Origin of the sequence: Thioalkalivibrio sp. ALE9, from assembly GCF_000377445.1 — a bacterium.
Taxonomy (GTDB): Bacteria; Pseudomonadota; Gammaproteobacteria; order Ectothiorhodospirales; family Ectothiorhodospiraceae; genus Thioalkalivibrio.
On record NZ_KB898123.1, the window covers coordinates 1 to 15,672 of the forward strand.

A 15,672-nucleotide genomic window follows, 5' to 3' on the forward strand; every position below is an offset into this window, starting at 1 on the left:
CCAGCCGACGGTCGTGGCCGGGCGCAAACCCCAGGATCTTCCCGAATTCCAATGGATCAACACCGTGCTCGGCAACCTCAAGACCAGCCTGAGCGGGAGCTACCATGCATTTGCGTTCGCCAAGTACGCGGCCCGTTACCTCGCGGCATTCGCCTACCGCTTCAACCGACGCTTTGATCTGGCGACGTTGCCGGCGCGACTGCTGGTCGCCGCCGCGCACTGCCGGCCCGTGCCCGAGCGGCTCCTGCGACTAGCTGACTCTCGTTGCTAATCAGGTAACGTCTTGGTGTGCCGCACTCTGCTATCGGTGCGGCCTTCCTTTCTCCGTGTTCTCCGTGCCCTCTGTGGTGCAGTCAACCAACGGGGACGACGGGTCAGCTGCGCTTCATCTGGTCGAAGAATTCGGAATTGGTCTTGGACGACTGCATGCGGCCGAGCAGGAATTCCATGGCCTCGATGTCGTCCATGCCGTGCAGGAACTTGCGCAGGATCCAGAGCTTTTGCAGCTCGTCCGGGGCGGTCAGCAGTTCCTCGCGGCGGGTGCCGGAGCGGTTCACGTTGATCGCCGGGTAGATGCGCTTCTCGGCGATGCGGCGTTCCAGGTGCACCTCCATGTTGCCGGTGCCCTTGAACTCCTCGTAGATCACTTCGTCCATCTTGGAGCCAGTATCCACCAGCGCGGTGGCGAGGATGGTCAGGCTGCCGCCCTCTTCCACGTTGCGCGCGGCGCCGAAGAAGCGCTTCGGGCGATGCAGGGCGTTGGCGTCCACGCCGCCGGTCAGCACCTTGCCGGAGCTCGGCGCCACGGTGTTGTAGGCGCGCGCCAGGCGGGTGATGGAGTCCAGCAGAATGACGACGTCGCGCTTGTGCTCGACCAGCCGCTTGGCCTTCTCGATCACCATCTCGGCGACCTGCACATGGCGCTGGGCCGGCTCGTCGAAGGTGGAGGAGACGACCTCGCCCTGGACCATGCGGTCCATCTCGGTGACCTCCTCCGGGCGCTCGTCGATCAGCAGCACGATCAGGTAGCACTCGGGGTAGTTCGCGGCGATGCTCTGCGCGATGTTCTGCAGCATCAGCGTCTTGCCCGCCTTGGGCGGGGAGACGATCAGGCCGCGCTGGCCCTTGCCGAACGGCGCGACGATGTCGATCACGCGGGCGGTGATGTCCTCGGTGGAACCGTTGCCGCGCTCCATGCGCATGCGCTCGTTGGCATGCAGGGGGGTCAGGTTCTCGAACAGCACCTTGTGCTTGGCGTTCTCCGGCGGCTCGAAGTTGATCTCCGAGACCTTCAGCAGTGCGAAGTAGCGTTCGTTGTCCTTGGGCGGGCGGATCTTGCCAGAGATGGTGTCCCCGGTGCGCAGGCCGAAGCGGCGGATCTGGCTGGGCGAGACGTAGACGTCGTCCGGGCCGGCCTGGTAGGAGCTGTCGGCGCTGCGCAGAAAGCCGAAGCCGTCCGAGAGGATCTCGAGGACGCCGTCGCCGTAGATGGCCTCGCCGCTCTTGGCGTGGGCCTTGAGCAGGGCAAAGATGATCTCCTGCTTGCGCGCGCGGGACATGTTCTCGATGCCCTTTTCTTCGGCGAAGGCCACGAGATCGGCAGCGGACATCCGCTTCAATTCGGTCAGATTCATGCGTGGGGTGCTGTATTCAACGTGGATGATCGGCGACCGGGGGTGGCCGCACGGATTGACTGGAAGGAGGCAGGGAATGGCCTGGCGGCCACTCGAACTCGTTCGATGGTAAGCGAGGCGGCGGCGCGGGGCAAGCCCGGCGAAGCCATGCGCCTGCTGGGCCTGGCGGCGGACCGCCAGGCGCGGATATTACAGGTGCTGGTCCAGGAACGCGGTCAGCTGCGACTTGGACAGGGCACCGACCTTGGTGGCCTCGACATCGCCGCCCTTGAACAGCATGAGCGTCGGGATCCCGCGGATGCCAAACTTCGGCGGCGTGGACGGGTTCTCGTCGATGTTCAGCTTGGCGACCTTGACCTTGCCGGCGTATTCTTCGGCGATTTCGTCCAGAATGGGCGCGATCATCTTGCAGGGACCGCACCACTCGGCCCAGTAGTCCACCAGGACGGGCTGGTCGGCCTTCAGGACGTCCTCGTCGAAACCGGCGTCCGATGTGTAAACAATTTTGTCGCTCACTCCGAGCCCTCATGACTTGGGTTGGGGGAACAGCCCGCACCGCCGGCTGCTCGGCCTTACTATCGACGATCAGCGCCGGACAGTTCAAGTAACAGGCAGCACCCGAGGAACCCGATGACCGAAACCGCCCAGGACACGCCCCGCTTCGACCAGCTCGATCTGCCCGAACCCGTCCAGGCGGGCATCCGCGCCACCGGTTTCGAGACCTGCACCCCGATCCAGGCGCAGACATTGCCGATCGCCCTGGCCGGGCGCGACGTCGCCGGCCAGGCGCAGACCGGGACCGGCAAGACCGCGGCCTTCCTGATCGCGACCTTCAACCGGCTGCTGCGCCAGGCGCCCTCGCCGAACCGCCGCCCCACGGACGTGCGCGCCCTGATCCTGGCGCCGACCCGCGAACTGGCCATCCAGATCCACAAGGATGCCGAGTCGCTGGGCGCGGAGACGGGGCTGAAGCTGGCCCTGGCCTACGGCGGCACCGGCTATGACACGCAGCGCGAGCAGCTCGAGGCCGGGGCGGACATCCTGATCGGGACACCGGGGCGCATCATCGACTACTTCAAGCAGAAGGTCTTCGGCCTCAAGTACACCGAAGTGGTGGTGCTGGACGAGGCCGACCGCATGTTCGATCTCGGCTTTATCAAGGATGTGCGCTTCCTGATGCGCCGCTGCGCACCCCCCGGCGAGCGCCTGTCCATGCTGTTCTCGGCCACGCTGTCCTACCGCGTGATGGAGCTGGCCTTCGAGCACATGAACAACCCGGAGAAGGTCCAGGTCGAGGCCGAGACCCTGACCGCGGACCGCGTGCGCCAGGTGATCTACTACCCGGCCAACGACGAGAAGATCCCGCTGCTGCTGGGGCTCGCGCGTGACCTGGAGCCCGAGCGCGCGATCGTGTTCGTGAACACCAAGCATGGCGCCGAGAAGGTCTGCGACTGGCTGAATGCGAACGCGCAGAAGGCCGCGCTGCTGTCGGGGGACGTGCCGCAGCGCAAGCGCCAGACCCTGCTGGAACAGTTCGCCACCGGAGAGTACCGCTTTCTGGTGGCGACCGATGTCGCCGCGCGCGGGCTGCACATCCCCGCGGTCAGTCACGTCTTCAACTTTGACCTGCCGCAGTCCGGCGAGGATTACGTGCACCGCATCGGGCGCACGGCCCGCGCCGGCGCCGAGGGCGACGCGATCAGCTTCGGCTGCGAGGACTCGGCCTTCTACCTGCCGGACATCGAGAGCTATCTGGGCGAGCGCATCCCCACCGCGAGCGTCGACCCCGAGCGGCTGTTCCAGGATGCCGTGAAACCGAAGCCGCGTCCGCGCAAGCCGCGCGACGATCGGCGCGGAGGTGGCCGGGGTGGCCCGCGCTCCGGCGGCGGGCGCCCGCAGCGCGGCGGCCGAAACTGACGCAGACGCGCCGCACCGGGCGCAGGGGAAAATGGTGCCGGCGAGAGGAGTCGAACCTCCGACCTATCGATTACGAATCGGTGCCGGTGACCAAACAATAAAGGGCGTTACGTCAGGTGACCCGTGAGGACTGGTAAACACACCAGTACCAAGGGGCACCATTATGACAGTCCGAATCACGACGACCAGCACCAAGGGCGGTGTCGGCAAGACCACCGTCACGGCCAACCTCGGCGCCTACCTCGCGGACCTCGGCTACAAGGTCCTGCTGATCGACGCCGACATCCAGCCCACCCTGTCCAGCTACTTCCCGGTGGACCCGGCCCTGATCGCCGCCGGGGGGCTCACGGAACTCATTACCAACGGGGACACCGACGGCACCGTCACTCCGATTGACATCCCGCTCGACGGCGAGCACGACGGGGCCCTCGACATTGTGCTGTCCAACGATCCCCAGGGTCGGCTGCAGCAATGGATCCTGCACACGCCGGACGGCCGCGTGCGACTCAAACACATCCTCGCGGATTACGACGACCTCTATGACGTCGTCCTGCTGGATACCCAGGGGGCTGTCGGCCCCCTGCAGGATGCCGCCGTCCTGGCGGCAGACTTCCTGCTCTCCCCTATCCCCCCGGAAATCCTCTCCGCCCGCGAGTTCGCGCGCGGGACCGTGTCGATGCTTGATCGGCTGCGACCGATGGCGGCCATGGGCGCACCGGTCGGTCCGCTGCGCGGCCTCCTCTATCGGGTAGACCGAACCGGAGACGGCCGCGCGATCGCGGACGAACTCCGGCGCGAGGCCACCGGTGAAAGTCGCGGCCAGATCACCATCCTCGATACGTACATCCCCTCCGCCGTGGCCTACCGCGAGGCGGCCACCCAGCAGGTGCCCGTCCATCGGTGGGAGCCCCACCGGCAAGGCCCCACCCTGTCCGGCGCCGAGACCATGCGCCGCCTCACCGAGGAGCTTCTGCCTCACCTGATCCGGGGAGGGGCGCAACATGGCTAAGAAACAGCTGAGTTCCGAGGAGCTGCGCAGCCGCCTGACCGTCGGCCATTTCGGTGATTCGGCGGCGCAGGAGCTGCCGCCCGGAGATCCCCTGACCGTCACGCAGATGGTGCTGGAGATCGACCGGATCCGGCCGTATGACGGCAACCCTCGGCGGCAACGCAACCCGCAGTACGACGAAATCAAGGCATCCATCCGGGCGCAGAAGCGTCTTAACAACGCCATCGAGGTCACGCGGCGACCGGACGACGACCTCTATATGGTGCGCGCCGGCGGGAACACGCGGCTGCAGATCCTCAAGGAACTCTATGAGGAGACCGGCGACGAGGCCTATCGCCAGGTGCATGTCCTCTATCATCCCTGGACCTCGGACCAGGATGTGCTGGGCGCGCACCTGATCGAGAACGAAATGCGCGGCACGATGTCGCTGATCGATCGCGCACTCGCGGTCGATCGTCTCCGCGAAATGTTCGAGGCGGAAGTCGGCGAGAGCCTGAGCCGCAGCGAACTCCAGCGGCGGCTACAGGAGATCGGCTATACGGCCTCTCGGACGCTATTGAGAAGGTTCTCCTACGCCGCGACGACTCTACTGCCGTGCATCCCACAGGCCCTCTACGGCGGGCTCGGCAACGACGGAGTCGAGAAACTCCGCAAGCTCCACCGTTCGGCCCATGCCGTCGGCGAGTCCCATGGACACACCCAGGATGCGGTGGACATGGTGTTCGAGGAGTCGCTCGCCGTTACCGATGCGCCCGATTGGGACCCCGGCGCCGCGCGGCAGGAGCTGGAGCGACGTCTGGCCGAGGATCTGTCCCTCGATCTGCGCACCGTGCGCATGGAGCTCGATACGCCGCCGACGCAGGACCCCGAGGGAACGACGGACCCATCCGACATGCCCTCGGACGCCGATCCCGGCGCAATGGGCCAACCGACACCGCCCGTCCAGGATGCCCCACCTGACGGGGTGCCCGGAGCGAACCCCGAGCGTTCCGGTGCCGCTACCGGTGGTGAAGCCGGTGAAGGTGACCCGCCCCCTGCCGCCCCACCGGTCACGGCACCGACTGAGCCCGCGCCCACGCCCGGACCCGCGCCAACCGTGGCGGAGCTACGGGATCGGATCTACACGTTGGCCCGGCAGATCGCCACCCGCTACCACTACGCCGATCAGATCCAGCCCGTAGACATCGGCTATGGCTACTTCATCGACCTGCCGAGCGAGACGGTCGAGGAGGCGGCGGCCAGGATGAACGGGGTGGAGAACGACTACCGCCTCTGGACCTGGTGGCTGCTGTTCAGCTGGTCGCAGATCGGCCTGCACCCGGACCGCGTCCTGCAGACCGCCCCCACCCATCGCCTGGCCTCAGCGATTCACCGAGGCGACGAGGAGGAGGTCATCGCGCGGCACATCCCCGAGCCACCCTGGCGCGCGCTGGGCTGGATGGTCAGTTCGTGCCTTCGCGAGCCCGATTTCGCCGACTTCGTCGCCCTCGTCCAGGCCTGCCGCGACCTGCAGCACCAGGCCGACGCGGACGATCTCGATCCGTGGGAGGGCTGAGCCATGAGCAGCACAGCGGATCTCACCCTCCATGTCCTGCGCTACGCCATGTCCAGGCTGCAGGACGCCGACATGAACGCCCTCAGCGTATTGGGCCTCACACCGGACCAAGCCTCGACGCTCGCCGACATGACGTTCGACGAGCTGGTCGAGATTTCGCGGCTCGGGCATCTGTTCATTGATCTGCAGATCGACGCCGATCGGTTCGATCAGCTGATCGAACGAGCGCGGGGCGAGGTCCAGTCCCGGCAGGTTCAGGACGAGCTGCTGCGGCACCAGGCCGACGCCCGGATGATGGAGGCGCTATTCGGCATGACGACAACGGATGTGGCCCGACGTCGGCGAGTGCTCGGGCTGCCCTCGCAGCCCGGTCGGCCGCGCTCCCCCTCGCCCGAACAGGCTCAGGCGATGTGGGACGCATGGCGGGCCGCCCCGAAGGACCTACCCGATCCGGATCGCTATCTCCACGTCGCGCGAAGCACGAAAACCTCGGCCGCTGCGGTTTACCGCCTCGTCGCGGAGTGTCAGCAAACACTCACCGATCGGGCCCCAACGTATCCGCCGGCCAAGACGACGCAACCCGTGGTGGACCTGGTGCATCACCAGTTCGGGACCCACCTCTATTCCGCCGGGGGCTCGTCGTGAGTGCAGCGGAAATCACACCCCGCATCCGAGGACTCAAGGCGTACCTGGAGGACGCCGCGCGACAGCTACGGGATCGACCGCCGGACCCCGCCGGCGAGGAGGAAGGCGCAGTCCTGTATTTCGGGAACTGGCATGACTCCCACCCCCGGGCGCTGCTATTCGCGGACGAGCTGGGGCCGACTGACAAGCTCGCCTGGATGGTGATCCAAGCGACCTCGGATCCCAAGGCCCCCGCCGGATTCCCGTCGTATGACGAGTTCGGCCGCGCCGGCCTCGGGTCCCGGCCCACCATCGCCGCCGCCATCGCCATGCTGCGCATCACTCGATGGATCTCGCTGTGCGATCGCGTCCGCGACGGTCAGGGCCGATACCGGGGGAGCGTCTACGCGATCCACGACGAGGCGGTATCCGTCACCGAGGCGATGTACCTCGATCCGGAGTACATCACCTATCTGGAGAGCCTGACCGATCACGGCCATCGACGGGTGCGCGAGACTGCGCAGCAGGTGCTGTCCACGATCCAGCATCGCCTCGATGCCGACCGCGACCTCACCGATCCCGTGGACACCGGGGGTCGCTTTGAGCGCCGCCTCGCCACCCTGAGCGCCGACCCGGCCGTGCGAGCCGCCGCGAGCCCCTCGGGACGGGCCTGCGGTGCCCAAGTTAAGGAGGCTAACTCGGGTGAGAGCCAAGTAAAGAATCTTAACTCGGTCGCCGATCACCGAGTAAAGAATCTTAACTCGGTGGACCCGCCCGACGAAAATCCTTCAAAAACAGAAACTTCGTACCAAGTTAAGAATCTTAACTCGGCTCGCGCGCGCGGGGGTAGTAGTAGTTTATATAAACCTACTACTACAAAACCTACCTCTGAGGTATTGGAACCACCGGGCGCGCGCGACAGCGAGGAGGCCGCCGCTGAGCTGCACTATCCCGAGAGCTTCGGCGCCGATCACCGCAAGCTGGCTGAGCGATGCCTGCAGGGATTACCCGCCGACCAGGCCCAGCAGGTCCTGGACGAGGTCGCCGGTGCCATCCGGGATCGCGCTCAGACGGATCCGATCCGCAACCCCTTGCGCTACCTGAGTGCCGTCGCCAAGCGGGCGCGCAGCGGCGAGTTCCTGCCGAGCTACGCCGTGGACGCGGCCGAACGACGGCGACGCAAGGCCGAGCAGGCGGAGCGCGAACGCCGGATCGATCAGGCAAGCGTCCAGCAGGCCGAGGCGCAGGTGGTCACGGTCGAGCCCGACGCGAACAACGAACTGGTGCAGCGATTGGAGAAGGCTCGTAGTCGCAGCACCCACCGACCCAAGGAGTCAGGGGCATGATCCTCGATGAACACGACATGCCGTTCAGTCACGGCCGGGCTCGGGTAGTCCGGGATGCGCTGAATCGCGAGACCGACCAGCGGTACGAGTTGGTCGAAGTGCATTGGGGCGACCAGCACGCGGGCTACGGCGTAGCCCGGGTCGATCCCGATTCACCACCCGAGCCCCCGCCTCGGCCGCCGGACGACGAGAAACCAAGCGAGTCACTGCGACAGGCCGCACGGGAACACCGCCCGGCGTCGGACGGGGAGCCACCCCGAGACCAGTCCGCCAATGCGGACGCCGAGGTGCCGACCTATACCTTGCGCCCGGCGTTGCGCAGCGTATGGCCCACGGTGCTCAAGTTTGTGCTGCTCCTCGCCGTACTGGCCTGGACGCCGGAGATCGTGGCTTGGCTGGGGCAGTTGCCCGATCCAGTAGGTGCGAGCATTGCCGAGTGGCGCATGACCATCCCGGGTATCGGCGAGTTGCCCATCGTGCAGGCAGCACTGTCGATGGTCCTCGGGATCTGGATGGTGCTCACCGCGTTCCGGATCGTGTTCGCGATCTACTACTACCGATTCACCCTCGAACCGGATCGCGTCACGGTGCAGACCGGGATCATCGCGCGCCATCGCCGCACGATGCGCTATGCCAATGCGCGGATCCCGACCCTGGAACAGGGGGTCATCGATCGCCTGATCGGAATCGGCGAGGTCCGGGTGTCCTCGGCGGGCGGCGGCGAGACCGGCGAGATCCGGCTGCACGGGATCCGACGCCCCCTGGAGGTGAAGGAGGAGATCCAGCGGCGCGTGGACGCGGTTTGGGAGCGCTGAGCCAGACCAGAGGGGGTGGAACCCCGTTCCACCCTGAGCCAGACCAGAGGGGGTGGAACCCCGTTCCACCCTGAGCCAGACCAGAGGGGGTGGAACCCCGTTCCACCCTGAGCCAGACCAGAGGGGGTGGAACCCCGTTCCACCCTGAGCCAGACCAGAGGGGAATGCCCGTGCCGAGGATTGCCACAGTAGACGCAGATCAGGCCCTGGATCGACTGCTGCTCGTCGCATTGGGTCGCAGCGGACAATCGCGCTCCGTTCGTCGCGTGGTGCTCGCCTGCTACAACGCGCCGGAATGGCCGCTCGACCTGTCCGATCTACGAGGACTCGATCCGGATCTCCAGGCGTCCGCGCTCACGGCCATCAGGCTCTTTATGGAAGGTTCCGATCTTTATCATCACCGCCCGGAAGCCCCCTGGCAGACCATTTGGGATTTGGCCTGCCAGGAATCCGAGGGCGGTGATAGAACACGCTGACCGGGATCTCCCGGCACTCACGACATTAGGAGGCGACCATGGCCGACACGAAACCCATGCCCAACGAGGCCGACCCCATCGTGGACTGGCGTACCGCCAGTTCATCACCCGGAGGCCTGCGCGGGTCCGCCGCGATGGAGATCCAGACGCGCCAGGCGCAGCGGCTGGTACACGGACGCGGAGCCACCGACAAGAAGGCACCCATCATCGGACTCGTGCGCTTCGCGACCACGATGCGGCGGATCTGGCGAGCCGCCGCCCTGGATGATCCGTGGGCGGATTGGAAACTGCTCCAGACCTATGAATCCCTCACGGAGAACCGCGAGGGCATCAATGCCCTCCGGGAACAGACCGAGCGACTCCTGGCCTCGATGCCCGGAATCGAGATCGACGTGGCTCAGAGCCAAAGCCCGTGCACCGTCCCATTGGAGTTCTCGAACCCCTACGGTTTCATGGGGGCCTACCTGGTCGCCGACTTCGATCGAACCGCACGCGCCATCCTGACCGCACGCCACGTCGGGCTCATGGGCCGGGACGAGAGCGAGAGGATGCTGTATCAGGGTGGCCGACTGGTCCGCAGTGCGTTCAACGCTCCGCAGGGATTCCAGTATCAGGGCGTGACCCGGGACGACGTGGCCGCTGGCACAGCGAAAGCCCGACAGGCGATCGAGAACCTCGGCATGCCGCCGAAGGAAGTCCTGGAGGGGAAACTGCGGGCGCCGGTGGCACCCGACATTCGGGACCCGAAGGCGCGCAGCGAGCCGCCCCCGGGGCTTTATGACGACGAGGACGACGATGAAACTGATGCCCCTGCAGGCGAGCGCGCCGAGTCCTACGACTCGCCCGTGGCTCAGGAAACCGGAACGTGATGGACCTTGATGGATCGCCAGGCTCAGATGCACGGAGAGTAGTTATAACCGAAGGCCTGCCATGTAGTTATGCCCTAAAGGGCCCTTTAAGGGTAAGGGGGGCGCGGGGCCACTGGAGAGGGATACATGAAACTCGCTGACGCACGTAAGCGAATGCAGGTTCTCGAAACCGAGCTACGGCAGATCGATGATCAGATGGACCAGCTGGTGCAGGAGTTCAAGAACACGTACCAGCGGCCCTGGGTCGCACATCCCGCGATCCATCGCTCCCGGCGGGAAGGCGGGTCCGTGTTCCGGTGGCGTCTACGTGGATTCGACGGCATCGGCCAGTCCTGGCTGATGTTTACGTCGGACATGCTGCAGGAGGCACTTTCCCGCGAGGGTGTGCCCCTGCGGACGCGTCTGGCGTGGCTGAAGATCGAGCGTAGGGGACGGATGCTGACGTTTGAACATCGCACAAGGAACTATGAACGGCTACGCCTCAAGGACCTGGTGGCACAGATTGAGGCACTCAACGCGTTGGAAGACCAGTGGCGCGGAGGCAGCCGTCATGGAGGATGATTACGTCGAACGCGAACGCCTGGAGGGCATCCGAAAATCCGCGCGAGCGGTGCGGCGGACGATCGGCAGCATGACGACGGCTTTCTCTAAACCCCTGGTGGGTATTGGGCTGTCTTTCCTGTTATTGGCGAGCATCACGTTGGCCGGTGCCTCGCACTGGTCGGAATGCCATTTCGACGTGACGGTACTGGTGCAGGCCGACGAATATGTGACGTTGAATCTGGAGAGGGTCCTCCACGCGGATGGCACGCGTGGCAACGATCCTAAAGGATGCACCCGCGCTTTTGCGGATGGCACAGTGGCGCTCCAGGCTGTGACCGAAGGTGCCGAGCTATTGGTGCCGGGCACTCGACTTCATGCGCGCTGGCTGGAGTACGGCGCCATGGCACCGTCCGGCCCCATCTACGAGAGCACCTGGGCCTTCTCCCGCCGTTGAACCACGGCGTTCGGTCAAAACCACCCCAACCCCCTTCTGGATTTCGCCTAGCTTCCATCCTGGGCACCGCGCACGCTGGCATCGAACCCATGTCTGGTGCAGATCCATGTCCAACAGCTTTTCCGGTCGCGGCAATCTGGGCGCGGCACCCACGCTTCGTCATGCCGAACGCGGCGGCGAGTCCACCCCCGTCACCAACCTCCGGATCTTCTTTGATCGTCCGAAGCCCGATGGCAACGGCGGCTTTGAAGATAAGGGCGGGTTCTGGCTGGACGTGGCCCTGTGGGGCCCCCGTGCCGAACAGGCCGCGCGCCTGCTGCCGAAGGGCGCTCGGGTACACGTCGAGGGAGAGCTGTTCGAGTCCACATGGAGTGACCGTGAGACCGGCGAGGAGCGATCCCGCCTCGAAGTCCGCGCGTCCGCCGTCGATCTGGACCTTGCGCGCGTCGAGGACGTGACGTTCCGGCAACGTGACGAGCGCGCGGGAGGGACGGATGCCTGAGACCCCATTCGCCCGTGCGCGCTGCGATGCCTGCATCTACTGGCACCGTCTGGGCACCAATGAGGGCTCCTGCCGGCGCCACCCTCCGGGACTGCTGCAGCCCATAGGCGAGAGCGACGGACCGTTCCCCCTTACGAAGGCGATCCACTGGTGCGGCGAGTGGACGCACCCGGACGAGGTCCGCTGAGCCATGCCCTTGTATCAAGCCCAACTGGTGGAACTCGGTCGCGTGGTCGCCACGACCCGCTTTGAGGCGCACAGCGACCAGGCGGCCGGGAAGGAGGCCGACGAAAGCGCCGACTGGCGCAGAGGGCAATGGGCCGCGGTCACCCGCGTACCCACGAAGCCAGAACCCACGATCGCATCGCGCGTAGCCGCCGATGACCCAACCAAGGAAGAAGGAGACACTCCATGACGAACGGAACGATCACCCGCACCCTCCTCGCCGGTGCCGCTATCGCGGCCCTGTCCGGCTGCATCGTGATTGAGGAGACGCGCCCGACGACCTCCAGCAGCTCCACGGCTGGGTCCAACAACCAGGGCGGCGGCCAACAGCAGTACGCGAACGAGGTCCTCAACTTCGAGGTCACCACCGCGACCGACGTTGATACCGCCTTCAACCGCATCCGCCGCGAGTTCGGGTATCTGCCGCTGGAACAGCGCACCAATCCCGCCGGACAGCCGTGGCTGGAAGCCTCGGACGCCTACCATTTCCATGAAAACCCCGGATCCTTCTACTCCGTGCGGGACTACCGCGAAATCCTCGGTCACGCCGGCGTAGTCCAGATGGATATTTCCCGGGAGGGCAGCGGCAGTCACATCGCCGTGGAGTATTACGAGGGCACGGACAGCGTAGACGGCTTCCCGGCCACGGACGCGTTCATGGACCGCTTCCGCGCGAAAGTGCGCTCCACGGTCGAGTAAATCCGGTCGTGCGACTGTTTCTTGCGGAAAAGCCCTCCCAAGCCCGCGATATTGCGCGGGTATTGGGTGTATCGCGCAAGGAAAATGCGTGTATTCGCGGGGATGGGGTGACAGTCACCTGGTGCTTCGGGCACCTGCTGGAAATGGCCCCGCCACAAGACTATGACCCGGCGCTCAAGCAGTGGCGCGTGGAGACGCTTCCCATCCTGCCGGACCAGTGGCGGATGAACGTGCGACCCAAGGTGAAGGGCCACTTTTCCAGCATCCGGTCCCTGCTGAAACAGGCCTCCGAAGTGGTCGTCGCCACCGACGCGGATCGGGAAGGCGAGACGATCGCGCGTGAGGTCCTGGAGCTGTGCGGCTACCGGGGCCCCGTCCAGCGCCTCTGGCTCGCTGCCCTGGACGAGACCAGCGTGCGCAAGGCCCTCGCCAACCTGCTCCCGGGGGATCAGACCTATCCCCTGTACCGCGCCGGCGTGGCGCGCGCCCGTGCCGACTGGCTCGTGGGCATGAACCTCACACGGGCCTACACCCTCGCGGCTCGGGCCCGAGGCTATGACGGCGTTCTGTCCGTGGGGCGTGTCCAGACGCCCACCCTCAAGCTCGTGGTCGATCGGGACCGCGCGATCGAGCAGTTCAAGCCCGTGCCGTACTACGAGGTATCGGTCCGCTGCGGCCACACGAATGGCTCCTGGGAGGCCCGATGGGTGCCACCCGAGGGAGTGAGTGACGCCGAAGGCCGCTGTACCAGTCAACAGGCGGCCGCCTCTGTGGCGCAGCGTGTACAGGGGGTGCAAGGCACCGTGACCCTGGCGCAGACCGAGCGCAAGCGCGAGAACGCGCCGCTGCCCTACGATCTCTCGACGCTGCAACAGGAGGCATCGAAACGGCTGGGGATGGGGGCGCAGGAGGTCCTCGATACCGCACAGTCGTTGTACGAGAAGCACAAAGCCACCTCCTATCCCCGGACCGACTGCCGCTACCTGCCCGTCAGCCAGCACGGCGAGGCACGCGACGTCCTGCAGGGACTGATGCAGAGCGACTCGACCATCGAACACCTGGTTGAAGGCGCGGATGCTTCCGTGCAGGGGCGCTGCTGGAACGATGCGAAGATCACGGCGCACCACGCCATCATCCCGACCACCGCCGCTGCGGATGTCCATGCCATGTCGTCGCGGGAACAGGCGGTCTACGACCTGATCCGGCGCCGCTTCATCGCGCAGTTCTACCCGGCCTACGAGTACGACCAGACGCGGCTGGAAGTCGCGGCCGAAGGCGAGACGTTCCGTGCGCAGGGGCGGGTGAACCGCCGAAGCGGCTGGCGCGTGCTGATCCAGACGGACGCCTCGGCCGAGGAGCGCAACGAAAGCGCCCAGGCGCTTCCCAGCGTGCAGAAGGGCGACCCTGTCTCCCTGGCCGGCGCGCAGATCCGCGACAAGGAAACCACCCCGCCGGAACGCTTTACCCAGGGCACGCTGCTGGCCGCCATGAAGAACATCGCCCGCACCATCGCGGACGAGCGGCTGCGGCGCGTCCTGAAAGAGAACACGGGCATCGGCACGGAGGCCACCCGCGCCGGGATCATCCAGACCCTCATGGATCGCGGTTACCTGGAGGAGCAAAAGAAGAAGCTCACGTCCACGGCCGCCGCCCGGTCGCTGATCGATGCGCTGCCGGATCCGGTGAAGGACCCGTCCACCACGGCCCTGTGGGAACAGGCTCTGGACCAGATCGCCAACGGAGAAGGCGAGATCGATGGGTTCCTGCAGCGGCAGGCCGAATGGGTCAAGCGGCTGGTGCAGCACGTTCAACAGCAGGGCGCCGATGCGGTTCAGGTCGAGGCGCAGGCCCAGAACGCCTGTCCGACCTGCTCGGCCCCCATGCGGCGGCGCAAGGGCGGGTCCGGGGCGTTTTGGGGCTGTACCCGCTACCCGGACTGCACAACCACCCTGCCCGACCAGGGCGGGAAACCCGGCAAGGCCCCGAAACAGGGGCCGGTCGGGCAGTGCGGCTGCGCCCAGCAGGGCAACATCAAGGAGTCACCCAAGGCCTGGCAGTGCGAGGCGTGCAACGCCATCGTCTGGAAGCAGGTCAGTGGCAAGAAGCTGACCGAGGCCCAGGCGCTCACGCTGTTCGCGGGGGATCGGGTACAGCTCAAGGGTCTCAAGAGCAAGCGGACTGGCAAAACCTTTGATGCCGGTGCGAAACTATCGGAAGGCAAGGTGCAGCTGCAGTTCGACTGACTGCGCCAGACAACAGGAGAGCCCATGGCGATCATCCGCTTCCCCATCGAGCGCCGCGATCACTGCGCTTCCGGCGCCACGGTGGAACACCCGGAACACGGGATCTGCGAAGTCCTGGATATTCCGGACGACGCCCCGATGCAGCGCCTGCTCTACCGGGAGCGGGACCACGCATGGGTGGAGGCCGATGTGCGGGAACTGCGCCAGATCGAGCGGCCACTCGACCCGCATGAATTGACAGACGATTATTGGGAAGGCTAAAACTAGAGCCATTACACGGCTTTACCGCCCGCCACGAGCGCATCGTGGTCCCTGAAAGCACCGCCCGGACCGGGTAGCGGTGCGCTGGCCCAGCCAGTCGGTCCTGCTGTATTCCATTCACCCACGCCGGGGAGAGCCTCCCCCCGGTTGGGCGCGTCTCTTTCGGCTATTCTCGAAGGAGGCGCCTTTGTGAAAAGACCCTTTGTCAATCTCAAGACCGTCAAGGAAGATTCGCGCAAGATGGGCGTCGGCATGATCGTCGCGAGCGTTATTGCGCTGTTCCTGGAGGCGGTGCCGTTGATCAGCGTGCTCTACGTGATCACGCTCGGGGTGTCACTCCTGGTCATCGGAAACATCCACAACGAGGAGGAGTCGTGATGGAGCCGTTCGCGCTGATCGCCACTCTTATTTTTGTCGTCTTCGTCGTCTTGAACGTCATTGGCTGGCGTCAGGAACGGCGCAAGAAACGGTAACTCACCGCTCGAAGGGGGAGAGTAATG

General features: G+C 65.8%; 20 protein-coding genes. 18 read left to right on the forward strand and 2 right to left on the reverse strand.

Annotated elements, in window-relative coordinates:
• Nucleotides 1-271, forward strand: a 271-nt coding sequence (locus D106_RS14180; RefSeq protein WP_018879168.1) for a transposase, incomplete at its 5' end; no start/stop codon positions are given.
• Nucleotides 272-374: 103 nt separating this feature from the next.
• Here D106_RS14180 and rho read toward each other — a convergent pair.
• Nucleotides 375-1,634 carry a transcription termination factor Rho gene (rho, locus tag D106_RS0103070; RefSeq protein ID WP_018867683.1) on the reverse strand — a complete coding sequence of 420 codons (1,260 nt, stop codon included), beginning with the start codon at nt 1,632-1,634 and terminating at the stop codon, nt 375-377.
• 189 nt (nt 1,635-1,823) lie between these two features.
• Nucleotides 1,824-2,150 carry a thioredoxin TrxA gene (gene trxA / locus D106_RS0103075; protein ID WP_018867682.1) on the reverse strand — a complete coding sequence of 109 codons (327 nt, stop codon included), beginning with the start codon at nt 2,148-2,150 and terminating at the stop codon, nt 1,824-1,826.
• 114 nt (nt 2,151-2,264) lie between these two features.
• Here trxA and D106_RS0103080 point away from each other — a divergent pair, with 114 nt between their 5' ends.
• The 17 genes from D106_RS0103080 to D106_RS0103155 all read left to right on the forward strand — a co-directional run bounded on the left by D106_RS0103080 (nt 2,265) and on the right by D106_RS0103155 (nt 15,550).
• Entirely contained in the window at nt 2,265-3,551 is a 1,287-nt protein-coding gene (locus D106_RS0103080) for a DEAD/DEAH box helicase (protein ID WP_018879169.1), read from the forward strand.
• A 163-nt stretch (nt 3,552-3,714) separates the two neighbouring features.
• On the forward strand, nt 3,715-4,560 hold the full coding sequence (locus D106_RS0103090; protein WP_018879170.1) for a ParA family protein: 846 nt from the start codon (nt 3,715-3,717) through the stop codon (nt 4,558-4,560).
• Nucleotides 4,553-6,115, forward strand: coding sequence for a ParB family protein (locus D106_RS0103095; protein ID WP_018879171.1), 1,563 nt, complete (start codon nt 4,553-4,555; stop codon nt 6,113-6,115). Before D106_RS0103090 ends, D106_RS0103095 begins: the two co-directional genes overlap by 8 nt.
• 3 nt (nt 6,116-6,118) lie before the next feature.
• The gene (locus D106_RS0103100; RefSeq protein ID WP_018878662.1) at nt 6,119-6,760 is read left to right on the forward strand and encodes a DUF2857 domain-containing protein; all 642 of its coding nucleotides are present in this window, start codon (nt 6,119-6,121) and stop codon (nt 6,758-6,760) included.
• Nucleotides 6,757-8,085: an STY4528 family pathogenicity island replication protein gene (locus tag D106_RS0103105; RefSeq protein ID WP_018879172.1), complete on the forward strand. Its 1,329-nt coding sequence runs from the start codon at nt 6,757-6,759 to the stop codon at nt 8,083-8,085. Before D106_RS0103100 ends, D106_RS0103105 begins: the two co-directional genes overlap by 4 nt.
• On the forward strand, nt 8,082-8,900 hold the full coding sequence (locus D106_RS0103110; RefSeq protein WP_018879173.1) for a PH domain-containing protein: 819 nt from the start codon (nt 8,082-8,084) through the stop codon (nt 8,898-8,900). The genes D106_RS0103105 and D106_RS0103110 overlap by 4 nt, the downstream gene beginning before the upstream one ends.
• A gap of 164 nt (nt 8,901-9,064) precedes the next feature.
• A complete protein-coding gene (locus tag D106_RS14560) occupies nt 9,065-9,376 on the forward strand; it encodes a hypothetical protein (protein ID WP_019584471.1) in 312 nt (103 codons plus the stop codon).
• A gap of 38 nt (nt 9,377-9,414) precedes the next feature.
• Nucleotides 9,415-10,245, forward strand: a complete 831-nt coding sequence (locus D106_RS0103115; RefSeq protein ID WP_018879174.1) for a PFL_4669 family integrating conjugative element protein — start codon at nt 9,415-9,417, stop codon at nt 10,243-10,245.
• A gap of 153 nt (nt 10,246-10,398) precedes the next feature.
• The gene (locus tag D106_RS0103120; RefSeq protein WP_018879175.1) at nt 10,399-10,806 is read left to right on the forward strand and encodes a hypothetical protein; all 408 of its coding nucleotides are present in this window, start codon (nt 10,399-10,401) and stop codon (nt 10,804-10,806) included.
• A complete protein-coding gene (locus D106_RS0103125) occupies nt 10,796-11,242 on the forward strand; it encodes a hypothetical protein (protein ID WP_018879176.1) in 447 nt (148 codons plus the stop codon). Before D106_RS0103120 ends, D106_RS0103125 begins: the two co-directional genes overlap by 11 nt.
• Before the next feature lie 106 nt (nt 11,243-11,348).
• Entirely contained in the window at nt 11,349-11,744 is a 396-nt protein-coding gene (ssb, locus tag D106_RS0103130; protein WP_018879177.1) for a single-stranded DNA-binding protein, read from the forward strand.
• Nucleotides 11,737-11,931 carry an acyltransferase gene (locus D106_RS14565; protein ID WP_081619724.1) on the forward strand — a complete coding sequence of 65 codons (195 nt, stop codon included), beginning with the start codon at nt 11,737-11,739 and terminating at the stop codon, nt 11,929-11,931. The genes ssb and D106_RS14565 overlap by 8 nt, the downstream gene beginning before the upstream one ends.
• Nucleotides 11,932-11,934: 3 nt before the next feature.
• Nucleotides 11,935-12,159: a hypothetical protein gene (locus D106_RS15365; protein WP_017926602.1), complete on the forward strand. Its 225-nt coding sequence runs from the start codon at nt 11,935-11,937 to the stop codon at nt 12,157-12,159.
• Complete coding sequence (locus D106_RS0103140; protein WP_018879178.1) at nt 12,156-12,668, forward strand: hypothetical protein; 513 nt, start codon at nt 12,156-12,158, stop codon at nt 12,666-12,668. Before D106_RS15365 ends, D106_RS0103140 begins: the two co-directional genes overlap by 4 nt.
• An 8-nt stretch (nt 12,669-12,676) precedes the next feature.
• A complete protein-coding gene (locus D106_RS0103145) occupies nt 12,677-14,911 on the forward strand; it encodes a DNA topoisomerase III (protein WP_081620051.1) in 2,235 nt (744 codons plus the stop codon).
• Between the two features lie 24 nt (nt 14,912-14,935).
• Nucleotides 14,936-15,172: a hypothetical protein gene (locus tag D106_RS0103150; protein ID WP_017926599.1), complete on the forward strand. Its 237-nt coding sequence runs from the start codon at nt 14,936-14,938 to the stop codon at nt 15,170-15,172.
• Nucleotides 15,173-15,361: 189 nt separating this feature from the next.
• The gene (locus D106_RS0103155) at nt 15,362-15,550 is read left to right on the forward strand and encodes a hypothetical protein (RefSeq protein WP_018879180.1); all 189 of its coding nucleotides are present in this window, start codon (nt 15,362-15,364) and stop codon (nt 15,548-15,550) included.
• Nucleotides 15,551-15,672: the final 122 nt, after the last annotated feature.